This is a genomic window from Anaerocolumna sedimenticola (assembly GCF_009931695.1).
In the GTDB taxonomy this organism is placed as follows: domain Bacteria; phylum Bacillota; class Clostridia; order Lachnospirales; family Lachnospiraceae; genus Anaerocolumna; species Anaerocolumna sedimenticola.
The window spans coordinates 4,767,453-4,785,887 of the sequence record NZ_CP048000.1; the positions used below are offsets into that span (position 1 = coordinate 4,767,453).

At 36.7% G+C, this 18,435-nt stretch carries 13 protein-coding genes and 3 pseudogenes; 6 read left to right on the forward strand and 10 right to left on the reverse strand.

Going from position 1 to position 18,435, the window contains the following annotated elements; translation table 11 throughout:
• Nucleotides 1-181 precede the first annotated feature (181 nt).
• Entirely contained in the window at nucleotides 182-1,294 is a 1,113-nt protein-coding gene (locus Ana3638_RS21305) for an aldo/keto reductase (RefSeq protein ID WP_161839833.1), read from the forward strand.
• A gap of 120 nt (nucleotides 1,295-1,414) precedes the next feature.
• On the opposite strand, the gene Ana3638_RS21310 is transcribed toward Ana3638_RS21305, so the two are convergent.
• The 10 genes and pseudogenes from Ana3638_RS21310 to vanR all read right to left on the reverse strand — a co-directional run bounded on the left by Ana3638_RS21310 (nucleotide 1,415) and on the right by vanR (nucleotide 13,184).
• Nucleotides 1,415-2,347, reverse strand: a complete 933-nt coding sequence (locus Ana3638_RS21310; protein WP_161839834.1) for a DUF1848 domain-containing protein — start codon at nucleotides 2,345-2,347, stop codon at nucleotides 1,415-1,417.
• Between the two features lie 215 nt (nucleotides 2,348-2,562).
• Nucleotides 2,563-3,852: a LysM peptidoglycan-binding domain-containing protein gene (locus Ana3638_RS21315; protein WP_161839835.1), complete on the reverse strand. Its 1,290-nt coding sequence runs from the start codon at nucleotides 3,850-3,852 to the stop codon at nucleotides 2,563-2,565.
• A 142-nt stretch (nucleotides 3,853-3,994) separates the two neighbouring features.
• Nucleotides 3,995-4,285: a hypothetical protein gene (locus Ana3638_RS21320; protein WP_246240456.1), complete on the reverse strand. Its 291-nt coding sequence runs from the start codon at nucleotides 4,283-4,285 to the stop codon at nucleotides 3,995-3,997.
• 18 nt (nucleotides 4,286-4,303) lie between these two features.
• Nucleotides 4,304-4,630 (reverse strand): MazG-like family protein, encoded by a 327-nt coding sequence (locus Ana3638_RS21325; RefSeq protein WP_161839836.1) that lies wholly within the window; start codon nucleotides 4,628-4,630, stop codon nucleotides 4,304-4,306.
• Nucleotides 4,631-4,928: 298 nt separating this feature from the next.
• The gene (locus Ana3638_RS21330; RefSeq protein WP_161839837.1) at nucleotides 4,929-6,998 is read right to left on the reverse strand and encodes a DNRLRE domain-containing protein; all 2,070 of its coding nucleotides are present in this window, start codon (nucleotides 6,996-6,998) and stop codon (nucleotides 4,929-4,931) included.
• Between the two features lie 608 nt (nucleotides 6,999-7,606).
• A complete protein-coding gene (locus tag Ana3638_RS26590; protein WP_330588056.1) occupies nucleotides 7,607-8,983 on the reverse strand; it encodes an alpha-galactosidase in 1,377 nt (458 codons plus the stop codon).
• A pseudogene (locus tag Ana3638_RS26595) lies at nucleotides 8,960-9,799 on the reverse strand (glycoside hydrolase family 36 N-terminal domain-containing protein); the annotation flags it as partial. The pseudogene Ana3638_RS26595 and the gene Ana3638_RS26590, both read right to left, overlap by 24 nt.
• Before the next feature lie 232 nt (nucleotides 9,800-10,031).
• Nucleotides 10,032-11,194: pseudogene (locus Ana3638_RS27155) on the reverse strand (D-alanyl-D-alanine carboxypeptidase family protein).
• Nucleotides 11,195-11,362: 168 nt separating this feature from the next.
• Nucleotides 11,363-12,499, reverse strand: coding sequence for a vancomycin resistance histidine kinase VanS (gene vanS / locus Ana3638_RS21345; protein ID WP_161839838.1), 1,137 nt, complete (start codon nucleotides 12,497-12,499; stop codon nucleotides 11,363-11,365).
• Entirely contained in the window at nucleotides 12,489-13,184 is a 696-nt protein-coding gene (gene vanR / locus Ana3638_RS21350; RefSeq protein ID WP_161839839.1) for a VanR-ABDEGLN family response regulator transcription factor, read from the reverse strand. The genes vanS and vanR overlap by 11 nt, the downstream gene beginning before the upstream one ends.
• Nucleotides 13,185-13,395: 211 nt before the next feature.
• Between vanR and Ana3638_RS21355 the strand changes: the two genes are divergently transcribed.
• The 5 genes and pseudogenes from Ana3638_RS21355 (at nucleotide 13,396) to Ana3638_RS21375 (ending at nucleotide 18,257) form a co-directional block, all read left to right on the forward strand.
• Nucleotides 13,396-14,490 carry an acyltransferase family protein gene (locus tag Ana3638_RS21355; RefSeq protein ID WP_161839840.1) on the forward strand — a complete coding sequence of 365 codons (1,095 nt, stop codon included), beginning with the start codon at nucleotides 13,396-13,398 and terminating at the stop codon, nucleotides 14,488-14,490.
• 156 nt (nucleotides 14,491-14,646) lie between these two features.
• The gene (locus tag Ana3638_RS21360) at nucleotides 14,647-15,009 is read left to right on the forward strand and encodes a DUF1622 domain-containing protein (RefSeq protein WP_161839841.1); all 363 of its coding nucleotides are present in this window, start codon (nucleotides 14,647-14,649) and stop codon (nucleotides 15,007-15,009) included.
• Nucleotides 15,010-15,113: 104 nt separating this feature from the next.
• Nucleotides 15,114-16,015, forward strand: a pseudogene (locus tag Ana3638_RS21365) (M14 family metallopeptidase).
• Entirely contained in the window at nucleotides 16,008-16,943 is a 936-nt protein-coding gene (locus Ana3638_RS21370; RefSeq protein ID WP_161839842.1) for a M14 family metallopeptidase, read from the forward strand. Before Ana3638_RS21365 ends, Ana3638_RS21370 begins: the two are co-directional and overlap by 8 nt.
• Nucleotides 16,944-17,084: 141 nt before the next feature.
• Nucleotides 17,085-18,257 (forward strand): peptidylprolyl isomerase, encoded by a 1,173-nt coding sequence (locus Ana3638_RS21375; RefSeq protein ID WP_161839843.1) that lies wholly within the window; start codon nucleotides 17,085-17,087, stop codon nucleotides 18,255-18,257.
• Nucleotides 18,258-18,435: the final 178 nt, after the last annotated feature.

Here is an 18,435-nt window from a genome sequence, read left to right on the forward strand (position 1 = left end):
ATTTTCCGTTCATTTGCCTGAATTCTAACTTACTGATATTTATCAACAAAACTTTCATTTAATTTTTATACATTTATCATGTTTCATTAGGTCCGCTATTATACTATAATAGAAGTTAAATTGGTAATTAACCAACTTCTACAAATAACTAAAGTACTTTAACCAATACAAGGAGGAAATTATGGAAAAAAGAGCATTTGGTAAAACCGGTTTGAAAACATCAGTTTTAGGATTTGGCGGTTTCCATTTATTGGAAATACCAGCTACAGAAGCGGAATATCTATTAAATCAATATCTGGACGCAGGCGGTAATTATATCGAAACCGCAGCCAGTTATGGTGACGGAGAATCTGAACGAAAAATAGGACATAGTGTTTCTCATAGAAGAAATGAATACATACTGGCTACTAAAACCGGTGAGAGAACGAAAGATAAATGCCTGGAATCTCTTGACAGAAGTCTGAAAAACCTTCGTACGGATCATGTCGATCTCTTTATTATGCATGCTGTGGGAACTATGGAAGAGTTAGATACCATACTTGGTCCTGGCGGAGCTTTAGAAGGTGCCCGTAAGGCAAAAGAAGAAGGTAAAGTAAATCATATTGGTATCTCCATGCATGGACAACCGGATGTTTTGATCCGTGCATTGAAAGAATACCCTTTTGATGCAGTAATGACGACCATTAACTATTACGACCATTTTAACTATCCTGAAATTCAGAATGAACTACTGCCTTTAGCACATGAGAAAGAAACGGCAATTATACTAATGAAACCGATCGCAGACGGATTATTATGGCGTTCTGCTGCCAATGGTTTCCGCTATGCACTGAGTCAGCCAGTATCTGTGGTAGTTACTGGTATGAACAACCGTGAAATGCTTGAGACTGACTTAAAATATGTTCAGGATTTTAAGCCTATGACACAGGAAGAAATAGAAACGCTTTATCAGGATGCACCTGAATTAGGTAATTATGTATGCAGACAATGTAATAAATGCTTACCATGTCCGGAAGGTCTTCCAATTCCTGAAATCTTTAAATGTGAAGGATATTTCGACAGACAAATGGGTGATGGAATCGTAACCAATGCTTCCGATTTCGCACTAAAAGAAAGACTTCGTTTCTGGTTCGGCAATAAAGAACAAGCCAGCCTGGCTTATTCTAAAATTGATGTGAAAGCGAACCGTTGTACAAAATGCGGTGTCTGCCTGCCAAAATGTCCATATGGAATTGATATCATCCGTAAATTATCCATCGTTGATTATAAACTGGAAAACCGTGATATATATTAATGAATCAATAAATCTCTTTCATACTTGGGTACAGCGAAACAGCCGCAATGAATTACTAAAGCGGCTGTTTTAAAAACTGGATTTTGCCAGTAACCAGGAATCGTAAACTTCCTTTGAAAATTATAATAATTTTTTACAGGATGACATTTTCTTTTCCACAATCTTTTCTTCATTACCAACTTCTCCTATTAAGATAGCAGCTTTGGGATTATGTTTCCGACAGTTGTTTTCTACTGCCTGATAACTATAATTAGCATAACAGTAGATACAACCGTTTTTACAGGTATTATAACCCCCTATATCTGTACTCTGAATACAGCCGCAGCCTGCTCGTTGATTCATATCTCCTTTTACCTCCAGACTGCAGCCGCATATTTCTTCTATAACAGCTTTATCAATACAGCTGGCTTGTCTTACTCCATAAGCCGATAAATCAACCCTCTCACTCTCACAACAGGCACGCAGTTCTATACCAAAACTATTGCCTATTTTAGCAAAACCGGAGGTTAGATTTATCATTTCCTCTTGTGTTATTTCTCTTAACAAATTATTTTTAACAGATTTGCTAAGCTTACTATAGATATCCACAAAACTGATATTACAGATCCTGGTAAAACCACTAAGTTTACTGCATAAATACTGAAAATGTTCCAGGTGATACTCTATCGTTAAATCCTTGTTCAGTATAATGGGATCATAACGCCATAAAACTTTATTTTTACCTATTTTTCCGGATAGTTCTATAAAAGTATTGATAATTTCTTCTTTATTACGTAAAAATAATTCGATCTCCCGGTTATACGGTGTTAAGGTAAATTGAAAATAATATTGATACCCTAAATCATCTATAACAGGTAATTTATCCATAATATTTTTAGGGTCTTTTGTCCAGAAAGCAATACAATCTACTGCTTCCGGTGTGAGTAATATTTTACTTATCTGGGAGTGATTCATAGGATTCCTGGTTAATATATATCCATCTTTTAACCGGTTCATAAACCAATCTGAATAAAATGCCGGTATGTCGGTTCTGCGGGATGCACTGATTATCATAATTCCTCACTATTTAAACGTTTTATCGAACTCACTTCCGAATCAAATCGGATGTTCTTTCTATATTTTATCACGCGGAATCAATTTCCGCAACAAAAAACAGAACATATTTTCGATATTGTATTTCCAGTTATTAAATTCAATCCACTCTGTCTTAAAAAAATAAATTTATACTTCCATACTTCATAGCATTCCTTTAACATTCAAGGCTATAGTTATATTAATTTAACTATGTCAAAAGTAGAATTTGTAATTGTCCATAATTGTTGATTATAGATCATTATATTCCATACCCCGCTTCCATTAAGTAAATAATCGATAATCAATCTATTCAGTACCTCTATACTTCTAGCATCAATAAACCAAACAACATGTTGAGCCGGATAAGTAAAGCCAAACTCGTAATAATAAAAATAAGGTGTTTGTGATTCCTCATCAAATTCAATGATTGCACCAGCATCATTAGCTAAAATTAAAACTGAATTTATTGTAAGGGAAGTGGCATATGATTCATTAGGTATAAATGGTAATCTCCAATCGTAACCAAGAATCGGTTTGCCAACAATAACTTTATCCGGTGATACTTGAGAAATAACATATTCAGTTAATGCCCTTAAATAAGAAATATTACTAACCGGCGCCGGAGGGTTATCATTAGTACCCCATACAAATTTTAAAAAAATCATCCCGTCAACATAACTGCTAAAATTAGAATAATTCACTTGTTCTATTACTATAGTACCATCCTCTTTACGCACATCATAATTAATGGTAATAAAGAATTTAAAGTTTTCCTGTTGCAGACGATTAGATATTCTTTGTATTAAGTTATGGTAAAGTGATTGATTATTTTCATTTAAAAAATCTAAAAATAAATTGATACCCAGATAACCCTTACTATGCATTATGGAAATAAATTGATTAATAGCATTATCCTGATATTCTTCATTTAATAATATGTCATATGCTGTCTTAATATCAGGCACTCCTTGAGGTGTTAAAGTGGTTAATACTAAAAGAGGAATAACAAGATAATCTTTTATGGTTTTTATTATAGTTGTATCATCATAATATGTAACCATTTCACCTTTTTCAGTAACTGTGTAATTAAAAACAGACAGATAAGTTAGGTTTGGTAAAGTTTTAATCAATGTTTCCCGCCTTATAAATGGATAAGCAAAACCATTTGTTGTTATACTTCTGCTCGTATTATAACTAATTATCAGCGATTCACCCGGATATAAAAATTTTCTTTCTGAAAGATTAGGATTATTTCTTAATAGCTGCATAAGTGTGACATGATAAAAATCAGCGATACTTTGTAATGTGTCACCATCCTGTACAATGTGTGACTGTTTCGGAAAAGCTATCACCATAGCTTGCCCAATAACTAAGTCATAAGGATATTGCAGTTCATTATCTTGTATTATTTTTTCAACCGAGACCCCATATTTTTCTGCTATCGAATATATACTATCACCTTGCTGAACCACATATATTTCCATTAAAGTCCTCAAGATTATCATTATTATTATATGAGTATGAAAGTTCGATATATTATATTATTCATTTTTTAAAATCTTAATCAATCTGCATCCAGTGTTTTTATGTATCTGATCTGGTCTCTGTTATCTATAAAAACCCTGTCTAATATTTGAAATCCGGCAGACTCATAAAAGTTACGCAACCCGTATCCTCTTTTCTTAACTCAGGCCAAAATAAAGCATCATACCACTGTAGAATATAGACTCCGATTAAATTGCCATTAGCATAACATAATTTCATATCTTCCATGTCATAACTTTTTAGCAAGATTTCAGGAGTTAAGTCCTCTACTTTCCACATTGATTGTTTTATTGAATTTAACCACTCTGCTGATTCTATTAAAACTGTTGTAAATAGTTTTAAATTGCTGTCATTGACATCAATTATTTCCATCCGATACCTCCACAGAGACTAGACTCCTTTTCCTTTTAAATAATTATCTTCATCTTCCCGTGCAGCAATATGCGCTTCTAAAAGGTCTATCTTGTAATAATCGGCTATCCTTATAATTTGTCCGAACACATCAGCCAGTTCATTTCCAATCTTAATTAGATTTTCTTCCGGATTATCAGCAGAAAAGCAATAGTAATTTTCCTGCAGCATAACACATTTGGATAGTTCCCCAACCTGTTTAGACAGTTCCATCATGCCGCCTTCCACTCCCCAGGGCTTCCCTTCAATCTTGGAAAATCTTTTTACTATATTCCTGTACATATCAATGACTTCATTAAATTCCATTATAACCTCCCAAATTTATAAAATTTTTTGTTACCGGAATATTATACTCCAATTATTGCCAATCATCAACCAATCTGCAGACCAGGAAGCCGTAGTATAGTGGTAAAAATTGGTTAGCAGGACGGTACCTCAGAAATCTTGCATATTTATCACATAGATTAGTAAAAGAATAGCGTGTCTCTGTTGGATAAAATCACACGCTATTTTAATACTTTAAAATGTGATAAACATCTCTAATGAAATAGGGCGCCGCATTTGTGCGGCAGCCCCTTTGGTAATTCCATAATTCCTGCCTTATTTAATTAAAGCTGCCTGCTATATTTACTCCATTATTGATAAAGGTATTATTACTTTGGGTAATTACAACTGTTGTAACATTCTGCAGCCCGATTCCATTGTTTGCAATTGTAGCACCGGTTACAATGGTATCCGTCGGATAACTGTTGTTTCGGCCGGTCTCGCCAAACCGTATACCAACCGGGGCATTTGAGTAAGTGCCGCCGGATACGGTCACATCGGTAAGGGTGCCATTGTTAGTTCCGTCATTCCTGCCTTTTATTACGGCAGCCGCACCGTTTACAGGGTCGCCGTTCCCGCTGTTGGTTACCGTATTGTTAATGAGATTGACGTTCTGATAGTTGCCGTTTTTAAGGTTGATATCGATACCGGCTGCAAAACTTCCGTTGGTACCGCTGTTATTGATGGTATTGTTTGTTAGAAATGCATTGTTTAACGCTTCATAATACATCCCTTTTGAGGTATTGTTATTAAACTGGGAATTGTTAATATTAATGTTGTTAAATATAGCAGTTCCTGAAAATACAAGTATTCCATTGGTATTTCCGTTAAACATACTGTTTTGGATGGTTACATTGGAAACCTGGGCGTAGGTTGGTACCCTGAATCCTGCAATAGCATTATTTGAGAAGTTGCTGCCTGTTACAATCAGATCGTTCATAACAGGAAAAGCGGGAGAGATATTAATATTAAACCCGTTATTCAAATTATTTAACAATGCCACATTGGATAGTGTAATAAAACTGGGCTGGTTGCTTCCTATGGTTGAAATCCCCTGGGTAGCGCCGGTGACCTGAAGATCTGATATTACCAGGCGCTCTGAAGTATTTAATCCTCCGTTTGAAATTGATATGCCGACTCCCGCAGCCGGATTGATTCTAGTCCCGCCGGCGCCGCTACCGGAACCATTTAGAGTAATCCGCCTGTCAATTGTTACGTTTTCAGGATAGTTTCCGGGTCCGACCTGGATAACATCACCCGGATTGGCGGCATTTATGGCCTGTTGAATCGTAGTATAGAAAGTACTCTGGGTCTGATTATATACGGAGTTGCTTCCTATGGCAATGACAGTAAATGATATACCGGGACCGTCAATATTTTTTGTGGTCACGGTTATTACGGCAGAACCGGAATTATTGATTGTAATAATACCTGAATTGGGGTCTACGGGAAAATCCGGATTATCCGAACTAAAGGTAAGGGCTGCGTTATTCGGATTAAATAGGTTGCCGTTTGCATCCAGGGTACTGCCAACAACTCCGGAGATGATCGGATCAATGATACCGACAATAGATATTCTCTCATCGAGCCTGGAGGCTGTGGTAGACAACACCTTTGTCTGTCCGGGACTTACCTCTTCCGACTTCTCATCCACCCAGATGTTACTGCCGTTCAGAATTTGAAGTACGGCAAGTCCATTGGTAAACCCGGTATTTTCAACACTGAAAGTACCAAGTATTCTTTGGTTTAACAATAGCGTATTGGACTCATTAATAGTGTAGTCACCAGATTGAGTTACGACATTGATCATGTCACTGGTACAGTTACAGCTGTCCTGGTATGTTACCTGAAGAAATGGATATAAGCTGCTGTCTGAAAAATTAGTACTATAGCTGCCAATTAAAGAATAGGTATTTTCAGGACCGGTTATTGTAATACCGTTATTTGCCGCAGGATTCGTATGCCATTGTTCTGCAAGCTGAGTGATATCAATGCTGATAAAACTATTTAAATCAGCGTCGGTAACGGTTGCCGTAATTCCCGTGGGTGTAATGGCAGGTGCAGTTGAATACGTCACCGTATTCTGATTGAAGTCGCTTTGATTTAAATTTATGCTTATTATTTCCGGACCGGGTACGTCTTTTCTGAAGATATAAAGATTTAATAACGCCTCAGTGATGATACTGCCTTGAGGGATAGCGGACAGGTCAAATTTTATCAACGTCCTGTAATTATCTCCCGGAGCTATATATACACCGATATATAAAAAGGGATAACTGCCAAAGACCGTTGTGGGGTAACCTGTAGCAATAAAAGTATCATCACTTGGAAGTAAAATGGATACTGGCATGATAAAATTCCTCCTTCATGATAATATTAGTTTGAATTCTGAGCATAGCAACCAAAAGTCTCCATGGCATAATACTTGATTAAACGTATGGTTTTTTATGAAATCCGCATATGGTATATTTTTATTTCTGTCGCACGGTATACACAGCAGGTATTTATACCCATCCTTAATGCTTAATAATTATTTATACGGATGCAGATTCGGGCACCGCCATATACAGCTATCTCGTTACAGTTACCATTTCAGTCAAAGCGGATATTCTTAGGTCCGCTGCTCTATCCTTATACCTGCTGCTCAGGCATTTCAGTCTGAGCATAAACTCGAACTGAGGTAACCATTCTATCAATTCGCCATAAAAATAATTATATAGACATAATATACATTAAGTTTACAAAATGTGACTAAACGCATAATGGATTTTGCTCAACAGGACATAGTTACCCTTAAGAACCGAAAGAAACTCGCTTTGCGGGTTTCTCCGGTTCGCGTGTCCGCTCGAATTATTACAAGCAAGCTTGCTAATTCTCACTTTGCTTTCGCGGAAATAAAAAAGAGGTTATATTTCGAAATAAATCGTGAAATATAACCCTCTTTTCAGATCCTGACTGTTATTTCATCTTCAGCCGGTAACGTTTACTCTTAAAATCACCCCATCCTAACTGGGTGGGTACATTTAAACCATAGTTCATTAATTGGGCACCACTGATTACCGTATCGTCACCATTTACCGTATAATCAACATCTTCCTTAAGTCCGGTTAATTGAAAGTGGTATAGGGCATCATTTGGTGTAGTTAAAATTTTGTAGAAAAATACTACCGCATCTTTTTTATCTTCTGAAACATACATCCACGCAGTTACATTTCCGTCAAAAGGACTAAGTAAGCGGTAAAAATCTCCATATTGTACCAACTGCCTGATTTCTTTATAAGTTTTGACCTGCTCTTTTATTACTTCCTTTTCCTCTTCCGTCATTTTGGTAACATCCAGTTCATAACCAAAATTGCCGGCCATGGCTACATCTCCCCTGAATTCCATAGAAGTACTTCTTCCGGTTTGATGATTCGGAGCAGCAGATACATGTGCCGTCATGACGCTGCAGGGATATATAATGCTGGTACCGAATTGTATCTTTAAGCGTTCTACTCCATCCGTATCATCACTGGTCCAATTTTGAGGCATATAATAAAGAATTCCGGGATCAAAACGTCCGCCGCCACCGGAACAGCTTTCAAATAAAATCTCCGGGAACCGCTCGGTAATACTTTCCAGGATACGGTAAAGTCCTAATATATAACGGTGAGCCGTCTCCATTTGGCGTTCAGGAGGTAATAAATCGGAACCGATTTCTGACATATTGCGGTTCATATCCCATTTTACATAAGTAATATTGGCACTGGATAAAACATCCGATATCATTTTAATAACAGCATCCTGCACATCTGATCTTGTCAGGTCTAAAATCAGCTGGTTTCGCCCTAAGCTTCTTTGCCTGTCTGGAACATGAATACACCAATCCGGATGTGTCCGGTATAAATCACTGTCAGGTGAAATCATTTCCGGTTCAAACCATAATCCGAATCCCATACCGTATTCATTTACCGCATCGGCCAGGGATTTCAGCCCTCCCGGTAATTTTTCCTTATTTACAAACCAGTCACCTAAACTGCTGTTATCTGAATTTCTCTTGCCAAACCATCCGTCATCTAATACCAGTAATTCAATGCCTAATTGTGATGCGTCTTTGGCAAGGGCTTTGAGTTTCTCTTCATTGAAATCAAAATAAGTAGCTTCCCAGTTATTAATTACAATAGGTCTTATCGCATTACGGTGCTTACCTCTGGCCAGACGGTTGCGGTAAAGTTTATGATACGTTCTTGACATTTCTCCAAGTCCGTTACCAGAGTATACCATCACAACTTCAGGAGTCTGGAATTCTCCCCCTTGGTCCAATAACCAGTTAAAATCAAAAGGATTTATACCCATTACAACTCTTGTTGTTTTATACTGGTCCACTTCCGCACTGGCTAAGAAATTACCGCTGTAAACAAAACTGAAACCATATACCTGACCTTGGGTTTCTGTTGCATTCTTACTTAATAAAGCAATAAACGGATTTTCAGAATGGCCGCTGGCACCCCGTCTGCTTTCTATGGATTGTGTTCCATTTACAACCGGTCTTTTTACCACATGGCGTTCTCATGCCCAGCTTCCGGATAAACTCAGCATGTCAAAATCCGAATGGTCAAAATCCACACTCATACTAAGTGCCCTTAATACATTTAACCTGGAATTACCATTGTTTACAAGCCTTGCGGAGCGGATTACAGCGTCATAATCAGAAAAAACCGTATAGGATAATATTACCTTTAACCCTATCAAAGGATCGGCCAAAGTTATGAAAAGGGTATCTGCTTCCCTGTCATTATCCGTATAAACTGCCGGAAGACCTTTTAGTTTTGGTTTTCCCTTTATGATTTCATAAGAATCATAAGTCAAATCCGTTATTCTTGTACCATTTTCCAATTGGATCTGATAAGCCGGCATCCGAAGATCCGTATTACCGTATGCGGGATATTCACTGGGCACGCTGTCCAACGAAAAGGATGTATCTTCATCCGGGTTGGCACTGAAGGAACATCTGGATGTGCTGTTTTCAATCTGGTCTACCGCCGGATTTGCTATTTTACCTCCCCAATAAATATGGGATAAATACTTATCTCTTAAAATCTTAATAATATAAGTTGAATTTTTTGCCTGTAAAATAAAACTTTTCTGCTTGTTATCAAAAATAATACTCATATATACAGCTCCTGTTCTGATTTTTTTCCGCGAAAGCAAATCGAGCAATCACCAAGCTTGCTTGAATGTATGAATACGCTCGCGAACCAAAGAAACTTAAGTGAAGTTTATCTTCCGGTTTCATAAATATTTAATTATTTTATCCGGATTCTGTTTTTAACTCAATGTATTATTTTCTTTTTTATTTTGATTAAATTATATTATTTCTTTGAGATAAATATATTTAACATACTTATTTATGGTCTACTTTAGCTAATTCCTGACCAATTTGACCATAAACCGAAAATGCATCTGTAAGATTAAATTGCTCCGTGGAATGATCTCCTTTCGCTCCAGCAGTAACAAGTATATAATCTTTACCGTTTATATTTGCCAAACTTGCCAGACACAGACCCGCTTCACTGGTAAATCCTGTCTTACCTCCCAGTATCTCACCACCCTCCACCTCCATATGATCCATGGATTTAAACATTGTACTGACAAAAGTGAAACCATCCGGATGTTTATTGGTCGATGCCACAGTATACCTGCTGCTGGTAAAGATACTACGGAATACATCATTTTGAAGAGCATAATTTAAAAGGACAGCCATATCTTTCACTGTTGTATAGTGGCTTTCATTATGCAAACCGGTGGAATTGCAAAAATGTGTATTGGGCATTCCCAACTCTTCTGCCTTTTGATTCATAAGATCAGAGAAAGCTGTTTCAGTACCGGAAATCTGTAATGCAATAGTCAAACAGCACTCTGCCCCGATGGAAGTAAAATGCCATAGATCAGATCTTTTGCGGTGGCTGCTTCTCCAGGTTCAAAACCGGCCAGAGAGGCCCCCTCGGCATATAAATCCTGGTATATATCCGATGGAATTTTTAATTTTTCATTTAAATCCGGTATATTTTCAATTGCCAGGATTGCAGTCATTATTTTTGTCATAGATGCCGGATATATCTTTTTATCCCCATTATTGTCTGCGATAATGTTTCCGTTCTTTCGTTCCAGCAGAATGGCCTCCGGACTATACAGATTTTCCACATCCAAGCTTAAATCGGCTTTCCTGACAGTATTTACATTTTGCCCGTTATCATAACCGGTTACCCTGTTAAAATCCTGGCTCTTATCTTGTTTTGCCAGATTCTGAGTTTCTTGCGTTTGGTATTGATTCTCTTTTGAGTTGGTTTCATACTTATTTTCAATCCCATGGCCTGATTCTAAATAATCCAATCCTTTCGATATGGTATTCGGTAATTTCGTTAAATTTTCCCCTTTATAATTTGTTAAAAGTAATGTAACTAAAATAGCCAGTACCAACATACCAAATAAAAGAATGCAGTATAATTTGGCAAATAGAATCTCCTTTCTCCTTCTTTTTCTTTTCGTATCGTCATAATAATTCATACCTGTCCCTCCATAAAGAAATTTAAACCTTTCGGAGAAGTGCTCGGTTCCTAATCGGTATTTTTATTGTACCGTAAGGAAGCTGTAAATATTTTAATTTCCAATTGATACTTTATTAAGAAAAAATATAAACTTTACTAAGCTTAATTAATATTCCTGACAACCCTGCTAAAGCTCTTTATTTACCGGCAAGGTTACCGTAAATGTTGTAGTCCCATTTTCACTCTCCGCATAAATGGTACCGCCATGTAATGCAACAATTTCTTTCGCAATGGCAAGGCCTAAACCTGCTCCGCCGGTGTTGGTTACGCGGGCGTCATCCAAACGAAAGAATTTTTCAAAGATGGAATTTAATTTTTCTCTGGGAATGGTTTTACCGGAATTCTGAAATGTAATAATTATTTCATTATCCCTTAATTTAGCAGTAATATGAATTACAGTATTTTCTGCGCTGTAGGTTATGGCGTTTTTTAGAATATTATTAAAAACTCTTGCTAATTTTTCAGAATCACCATATAAAACAATATTTTCATCGGCATGGATTACCGCTTTTTTTCCATACGGTTCTAATAACGGATAAAATTCATCGGCTAACTGAACCAGCATATAATATAAATCAATATCTTCTTTCTCTAAGACAATATTCTGAAGATTATATCTGGTTATTTCGAAAAATTCATTTATAAGCTTTTCCAGCCGGTAAGCCTTATCTAAGGCAATCTTTACATATCTTTCTTCCTGCTTTGCGGGCATATCGGGAGCTTCCTCCAAAAGACTCAGATATCCTATAACCGATGTCAGCGGAGTTTTAATATCATGGGCTAAGTATACGACTAAATCATTTTTTCTTTGTTCCGCCAGTTTAGCGTCCTGTTCCCTTTGTTTTAAAATATATTTGCATTCATTTAAACGTACCTGCAAAAAACTCATTTCAGGAGACAAGATAATATCCCTATCATTCTGATCCATTAAAGCATCCAGTCCCTGACTGATTTCATCAAAATAATGAGTCATTACGGAAATAAAAATCCGCAGTATGATCCAAAATCCTATAATGCCGGCTAACGCAATAATAAAAGTTTTATTATTACGAAGACTATATTGATAGATGGTAATGGCATCCTCATAATCCAAAAAAAATTGCCTCTGAAGAAAAGCCACGACAGCATTCCCTAGTTTGCCTGCAATTAATGACATGAGAATGGAAATCAAAACTCCCGTACCAACCGCAATAAGGAAAATATACAGGGATAACTTCTGTTCGAATTTTGTATAATCATTTTTTTTCTTTTTTTTATTTATCAATTTTATAACCTACCCCCCATATCGTTTTAATGTACTTGGGATTATCTACGGAATCGCCCATCTTTTCCCGCAAATGCCGTATATGAACGGTTATTGTATTATTACTTTTACTGTAATATTCATCCTTCCATATATCATGGAATAATTCTTCGGCACTAACTACGTTTCCCCTTTTCTGGCTCAGAATTTTTAGTATGGAAAATTCAGTTGGTGTTAAGGATAACGGTTTCTCATTTAAAGTACACTCGTGGGTATCTATATTAATAACCAGGCCAGATAATTCTATGATATTCTCTTCCTGTTCCATTCCGCTGTTATATCTTAAGTACCTTCTAAGCTGTGCTTTCACCCTTGCCACCAGCTCTAACGGCCGGAAAGGTTTTGTAATATAATCATCTGCTCCAATCGTAAGCCCTGTAATTTTATCAATTTCTTCATCCTTTGCAGTAAGCATAATGACCGGATAATTATATTTTTCCCTTATTTTCTGACATATAGTAAATCCACTGACACCGGGAAGCATAACATCTAAAATTGCCAGATCAACTTTATTTTTATTAAGAAAATCCACTGCATCCGTTGCAGAATAAAACTTATAGACCGTATAATTTTCACTTTTTAAGTACAGCTCGACTAAATCAGCAATTTCTTTTTCATCATCAACAACAAGAACAGTCCCATCCATAATACCACCTCTTTCATAATACTTAATCTCTATTTTAGCAGATATAATAATCGGCCTTCTTAGGATAATGTTGATAAAATCTTAAGATTTTCCTAAGATTAATTAGAGCCTGCCTATCTTAATGAAATTACTGAAAAAATTTGTATAATTTTGAGATATGTAGTATGATTGCTAATAGCGTTCAAAATTGAATGCAGGAACGGAGTATAATATGGACAAAAAAAGTATATTACTGAAGGAACTGGCAAAGGGACGATGCAATAATTTTGACTTTCTCAGATTTATTGCGGCAATATTTGTTATAGTGTCACATTCCTTTCCCCTGGTATATGGAGATAATAAAAAGGAACTATTTTATATCTTTACCCATGGTCAGTTAACCTTTGGAAATTTGGCAGTTAAAGTTTTTTTTATAATAAGTGGATTTCTTATCGCCAGGAGCTGGGACAATACAAATAATATATTTCAATTTATGAAAGCAAGGATATTAAGAATTTTCCCCGGAATAATAACGGTGGTAGCTATCAGTACTTTCATATTAGGAGCCATATTTACTACATATCCTTTAAAAGAATATTTTCAAAATGAAAACACCTACCGGTATTTATCTTCCATTACCTTGTACCATATGCAGTACAGTCTGCCGGGAGTCTTTCAGGATAATATTTATCAAAATGCCGTTAATGGTTCCTTATGGACTTTAATGCATGAATTTAACTGTTATATCCTAATCGGTATATTAGGATTATTAAAATTACTGAAAAAGCAATTTATATTACCATTGTTTCTTTTTACTTTCACTTCCTATGTTATGAAATGGGAATTCCCTGGTTTACCCCAATTAAGTCTTAAGTTGGCTGTCTGCTTTTTTGCCGGTACTTTATTTTTTTGTTTCAAGGATATAATTAAGATCAGAACTACTTATTTCATCATTAGTGTTGCAGTATTATTACTGGCTACCCAGTTTCGCGGATTTGAAATAACTTCAACTATATTATTGCCATATATTGTTCTTTATTTAGCATTTACACCACATATCAAATTAAACCGGTTTGCAGCAGGCGGTGATTTATCTTATGGCATTTACATATATGCATTCCCGATACAGCAAATCATAACACATTTATTCGGTGAAACCATACAGTGGTATACGAACCTGATACTCGCTATTCCTTTTGTATTATTATTTTCCTTTTTATCCTGGCATTTTATCGAGAAACCCTTTATTAATTTAAAGAATATGGGAGTAAGAGATTTTTATGAAAATATTAGAAATCAGTTTCACTATTTAAACCGCGCCCACTAACAATCTCCTGACTACCTATACGAATGGATAAACACTTAATAAAAAAACGGTCTTTTCTTGTTTTTTTCGTAAAAAAATGGTATTATGTTATGAGTTGTTATTACGGATATAATATTAAAGCATTAAAATCTTCATAAGTTCGGAGGTGTGTGGCAAATGGAATTTATACATGACATATTAAACAACCTGGTAGATATTGCCATATTACTTTTTGAATATATGGGAGTATTGGTTTTAATTATTGCCGGACTGCGGGGAATTTATGACTATTTTCGGAAATGTCCCCTTACGAGATTAAATCTGGCTAAGGGAATGGCTATGGGCCTTGAATTTAAACTGGGCAGCGAAATACTAAGAACCGTTATAGTCCGCGATTATAAAGAAATATTAACCGTAGCCGGTATTATTCTGCTTCGGGCAACCTTAACTTTTTTAATTCATTGGGAAATTAAAAATGAAGAAGCCCATCATGGTTATGGGATTACCCTTTCCTTTATAGGCAATTGCAAAACTATTTAGTTTTCTGAATATACCATGCAAATACCTGCATTACTAAATTTAGAAAGGATGTATGTTACATGATAAAAACAGTATTTTCTATCGACCTTCCGGTTTTAGAAAATATGCACATACTAAAAAACAGAATCGAACCTTTAAGCTTAACCGGGAATGAAAAACGTGTCTGTATCGTAACAGGAATTCACGGAGATGAGCTGGAAGGTCAATATATATGTTACGAAATAATACGTAGAATTAAAGCCAATATTCAGAATCTGCATGGTATTATAGATATTTATCCCAGTCTAAACCCCTTGGTATGGATTCTTTAACCCGCGGTATACCTGCTTTCGATTTGGATTTAAACCGATGCTTTCCGGGTAATAAGGAAGGAGATATGTCAGAAAATGCCGCTGCCAAAATTGTTGAGGATATCTTAGGCTCCTATCTGTGTATCGACCTGCATTCCAGTAATATCTCTCTTCGTGAGGTCCCTCAGGTCAGAATGATTGAGGAAAATGCCTCCATGTTATTACCTTACGCAAAATTACTGAATCTGGATTTTGTATGGGTTCATCCCTCTGCCACGGTACAAAATGCAACCTTGGCACATGCCCTTAATACTAACGGGGTTCCTACCATAGCCGTGGAAATGGGAACCGGTATGCGCATTACCAAGCAGTTTGGGGATCAGATTACGGAAGGGATTTTCTGCCTTTTAAAAGAAATAGGCATGTGGGACGGTGAGGTAATTACACCGAAAACTCCTATTATCTCCTCCGAAGGACAAAGGGAGGTTACTATGGTACATGCCGATGTATCCGGTATTTTCCTGCCTGCTGTCGAACATTGGAAAGGTATCAAAAAGGGGGATGTCATTGGTGACATAGTAAATACTTTGACCGGAAATATAGAGCAGCATATTATTGCTCCCTGTGACGGTATGGTTTTTACCCTTCGGGAATATCCGGTGGTTAACAGCGGTTCCTTAATCGTAAGAATTCTGGGAGGTGACTTTTATGATTAAAGATACGATCTACAGCATCAAATCCTCTTTCCGTGGAGAAATGAACATCTTAGGATACCGTTTTGGTAAAGGGGAAAAAGCAGCTTGCATCGTAGGTCCAACCAGAGGAAATGAAGTTCAGCAGCTTTATATCTGTTCCCAGCTGATTAAGACCCTGTCAAGGCTGGAGAAAACAGGTGCAATTGTTAATAATAATGAGATTATGGTTATTCCATCCATTAACCACTACTCCATTAATATTGAAAAACGGTTCTGGGCTATGGATAATACGGATATCAACCGTATGTTTCCCGGTGATGAAGAAGGAGAAACGACAAAAAGAATAGCCGCGGGTGTATTTAAGGCTGTAAAAGGTTATAGTTATGGAATTCAGTTTGCAAGTTTCCATACTCCGGGTGATTTTATACCCCACGTACGAATGATGGAAACAGGTTATCACAATACCAGCCTGGCAAATCTATTTGGGCTTCCATACGTTATGACCAGAAAACCGCAGCCTATTGATACCGGAACTTTAAACTATAACTGGCAGTTAAACGGAACCAATGCTTTTTCCGTCTATACCAGCGCAACCGACCGGATTGATGAAAAATCAGCCAAACAGGCGGTTTCCTCCGTACTTCGTTTTCTAACCCGTATGGGTATTATAAAATATAACTGCCATAACGGCTATATCGCTACCACTCTGGAAGAGGAGGTTCTTATGGCCATAAGAGCAGATGTCTCCGGTATTTACCGCCGTTTTAAAGAACCAGGGGATGAAGTTACTTTTGGTGATCTTCTGGCTGAAGTGGTCGACCCCATTGAGGGTGAAGTAATATCCCAGATCATAGCTCCCAGCGATGGCATTATCTTTTTTGCTCACGGAAAGCCGCTGGTTATTGAAAATTGTACGGTTTACAAATTAATACGCAGATTGCACGAATAAATAATGAATACTGTGTAATTTATATGAACTCTTCTATATATCTTGACTTATAGGAAAAAAGGTATAAAATAGATACTATGTGTATGCATGTCCTACTTTCATGTTATGGCACTGAGTAATTTGATTAATGGAGGAAATAAAGTGAAAAAGTCAAAACGAATCATGTCACTTCTTCTGGTATTTGTAATTACCGTTGGAATGACATTCATGACAGGATGCAGTAAAAGTGCTGATCCTGCAAAATCTTTAGTAGTAACGGTTGGTGACAACAATATTTATTTAAATGAAATGATGTATTATATTTTTTATGTAGAATCAACCGGAGCTCAGTATGATGCAGCTTATCAGCAATATACCGGTCAAAGCTACTGGGATATGGAAGTTACTGACGGCGTAACCATGAGAGAACAGGCAAAGGACTATGTCATGGATATGGCAGAAATGTACCAAATTCTATATGATAAGGCTGTAAAGGACGGTTTATCCCTCACGAACGATGAAAAAACTCAGGCTGGAACCAATGCAGACCAGATTTTAACAAGTATTAGTAAAGATCAGTTAAAACTTACCGGTTTTACAAAAGATACACTTACCAAAGTTCAGGAAAAAGTCATGCTTGGCGGAAAGTACTATCAAAAAATAATCGATGGTGCCGATATTGATTACGAAGGTATTAAATCCACCATTAAAAAGGAAGATTACAGACAGTACAATACGGAATATTTATTTGCTCCAACTACAAAATTAGATGATAACCTGAAATCAGTAGAATTAACTGCGGAAGAAAAAGAAGCCGCAAAATCTTCAATCACCGATGCTCTCGCTAAAGTAAAAGCAGGGGAAGAATTCTCTAAAATTGTGGAGGGTAATGATAAACTTTCTACCAGCACTTTAAACTTTACAGCTAATGATACCACTACTGCGGAACAAGCTTACAAAGACGCAGCAATGAAGTTGGATAAAGATGCTTATACGCAAGATTTCGTTGAGACGGATACCGGGTATTATATTATAAAGATGGTTGACAATAATTCAACGGAAGCATATGACAAAGCAGTTAGTGACGCTACTTCAAAAGCAGAACAGGATGCATTTAATGCAGAATATGAAAAGATAAAGAAAGACTACAAAATTACAATTAATACCAAAGTATGGGATCCAATTGTAATGGGCAAAACTACATTAGTACCTGCCAACACGTCTGCTAACACCGTTTCCGGTGATACTACCTCTACTTCAACAGCTGATGATACAACTGCCGGAGATGCAACAACGGATAATACAGCTACTGAAGATGCAACAACCGGTGAATAAATCACTGTGACTAAAGTATATAGATATTAAATAGTGTCTTTAAAAAGGCTGTCCTTAAATGAAACCCCCAGATGTCAGGCAATAAAACCGGCATTGGGGGTACTTAATTTAAGGGCAGCTTTTTCTTTCCGCGAAAGCAAAGTGAGAATTAGCAAGCTTGCTTGCAATAATTCCAACG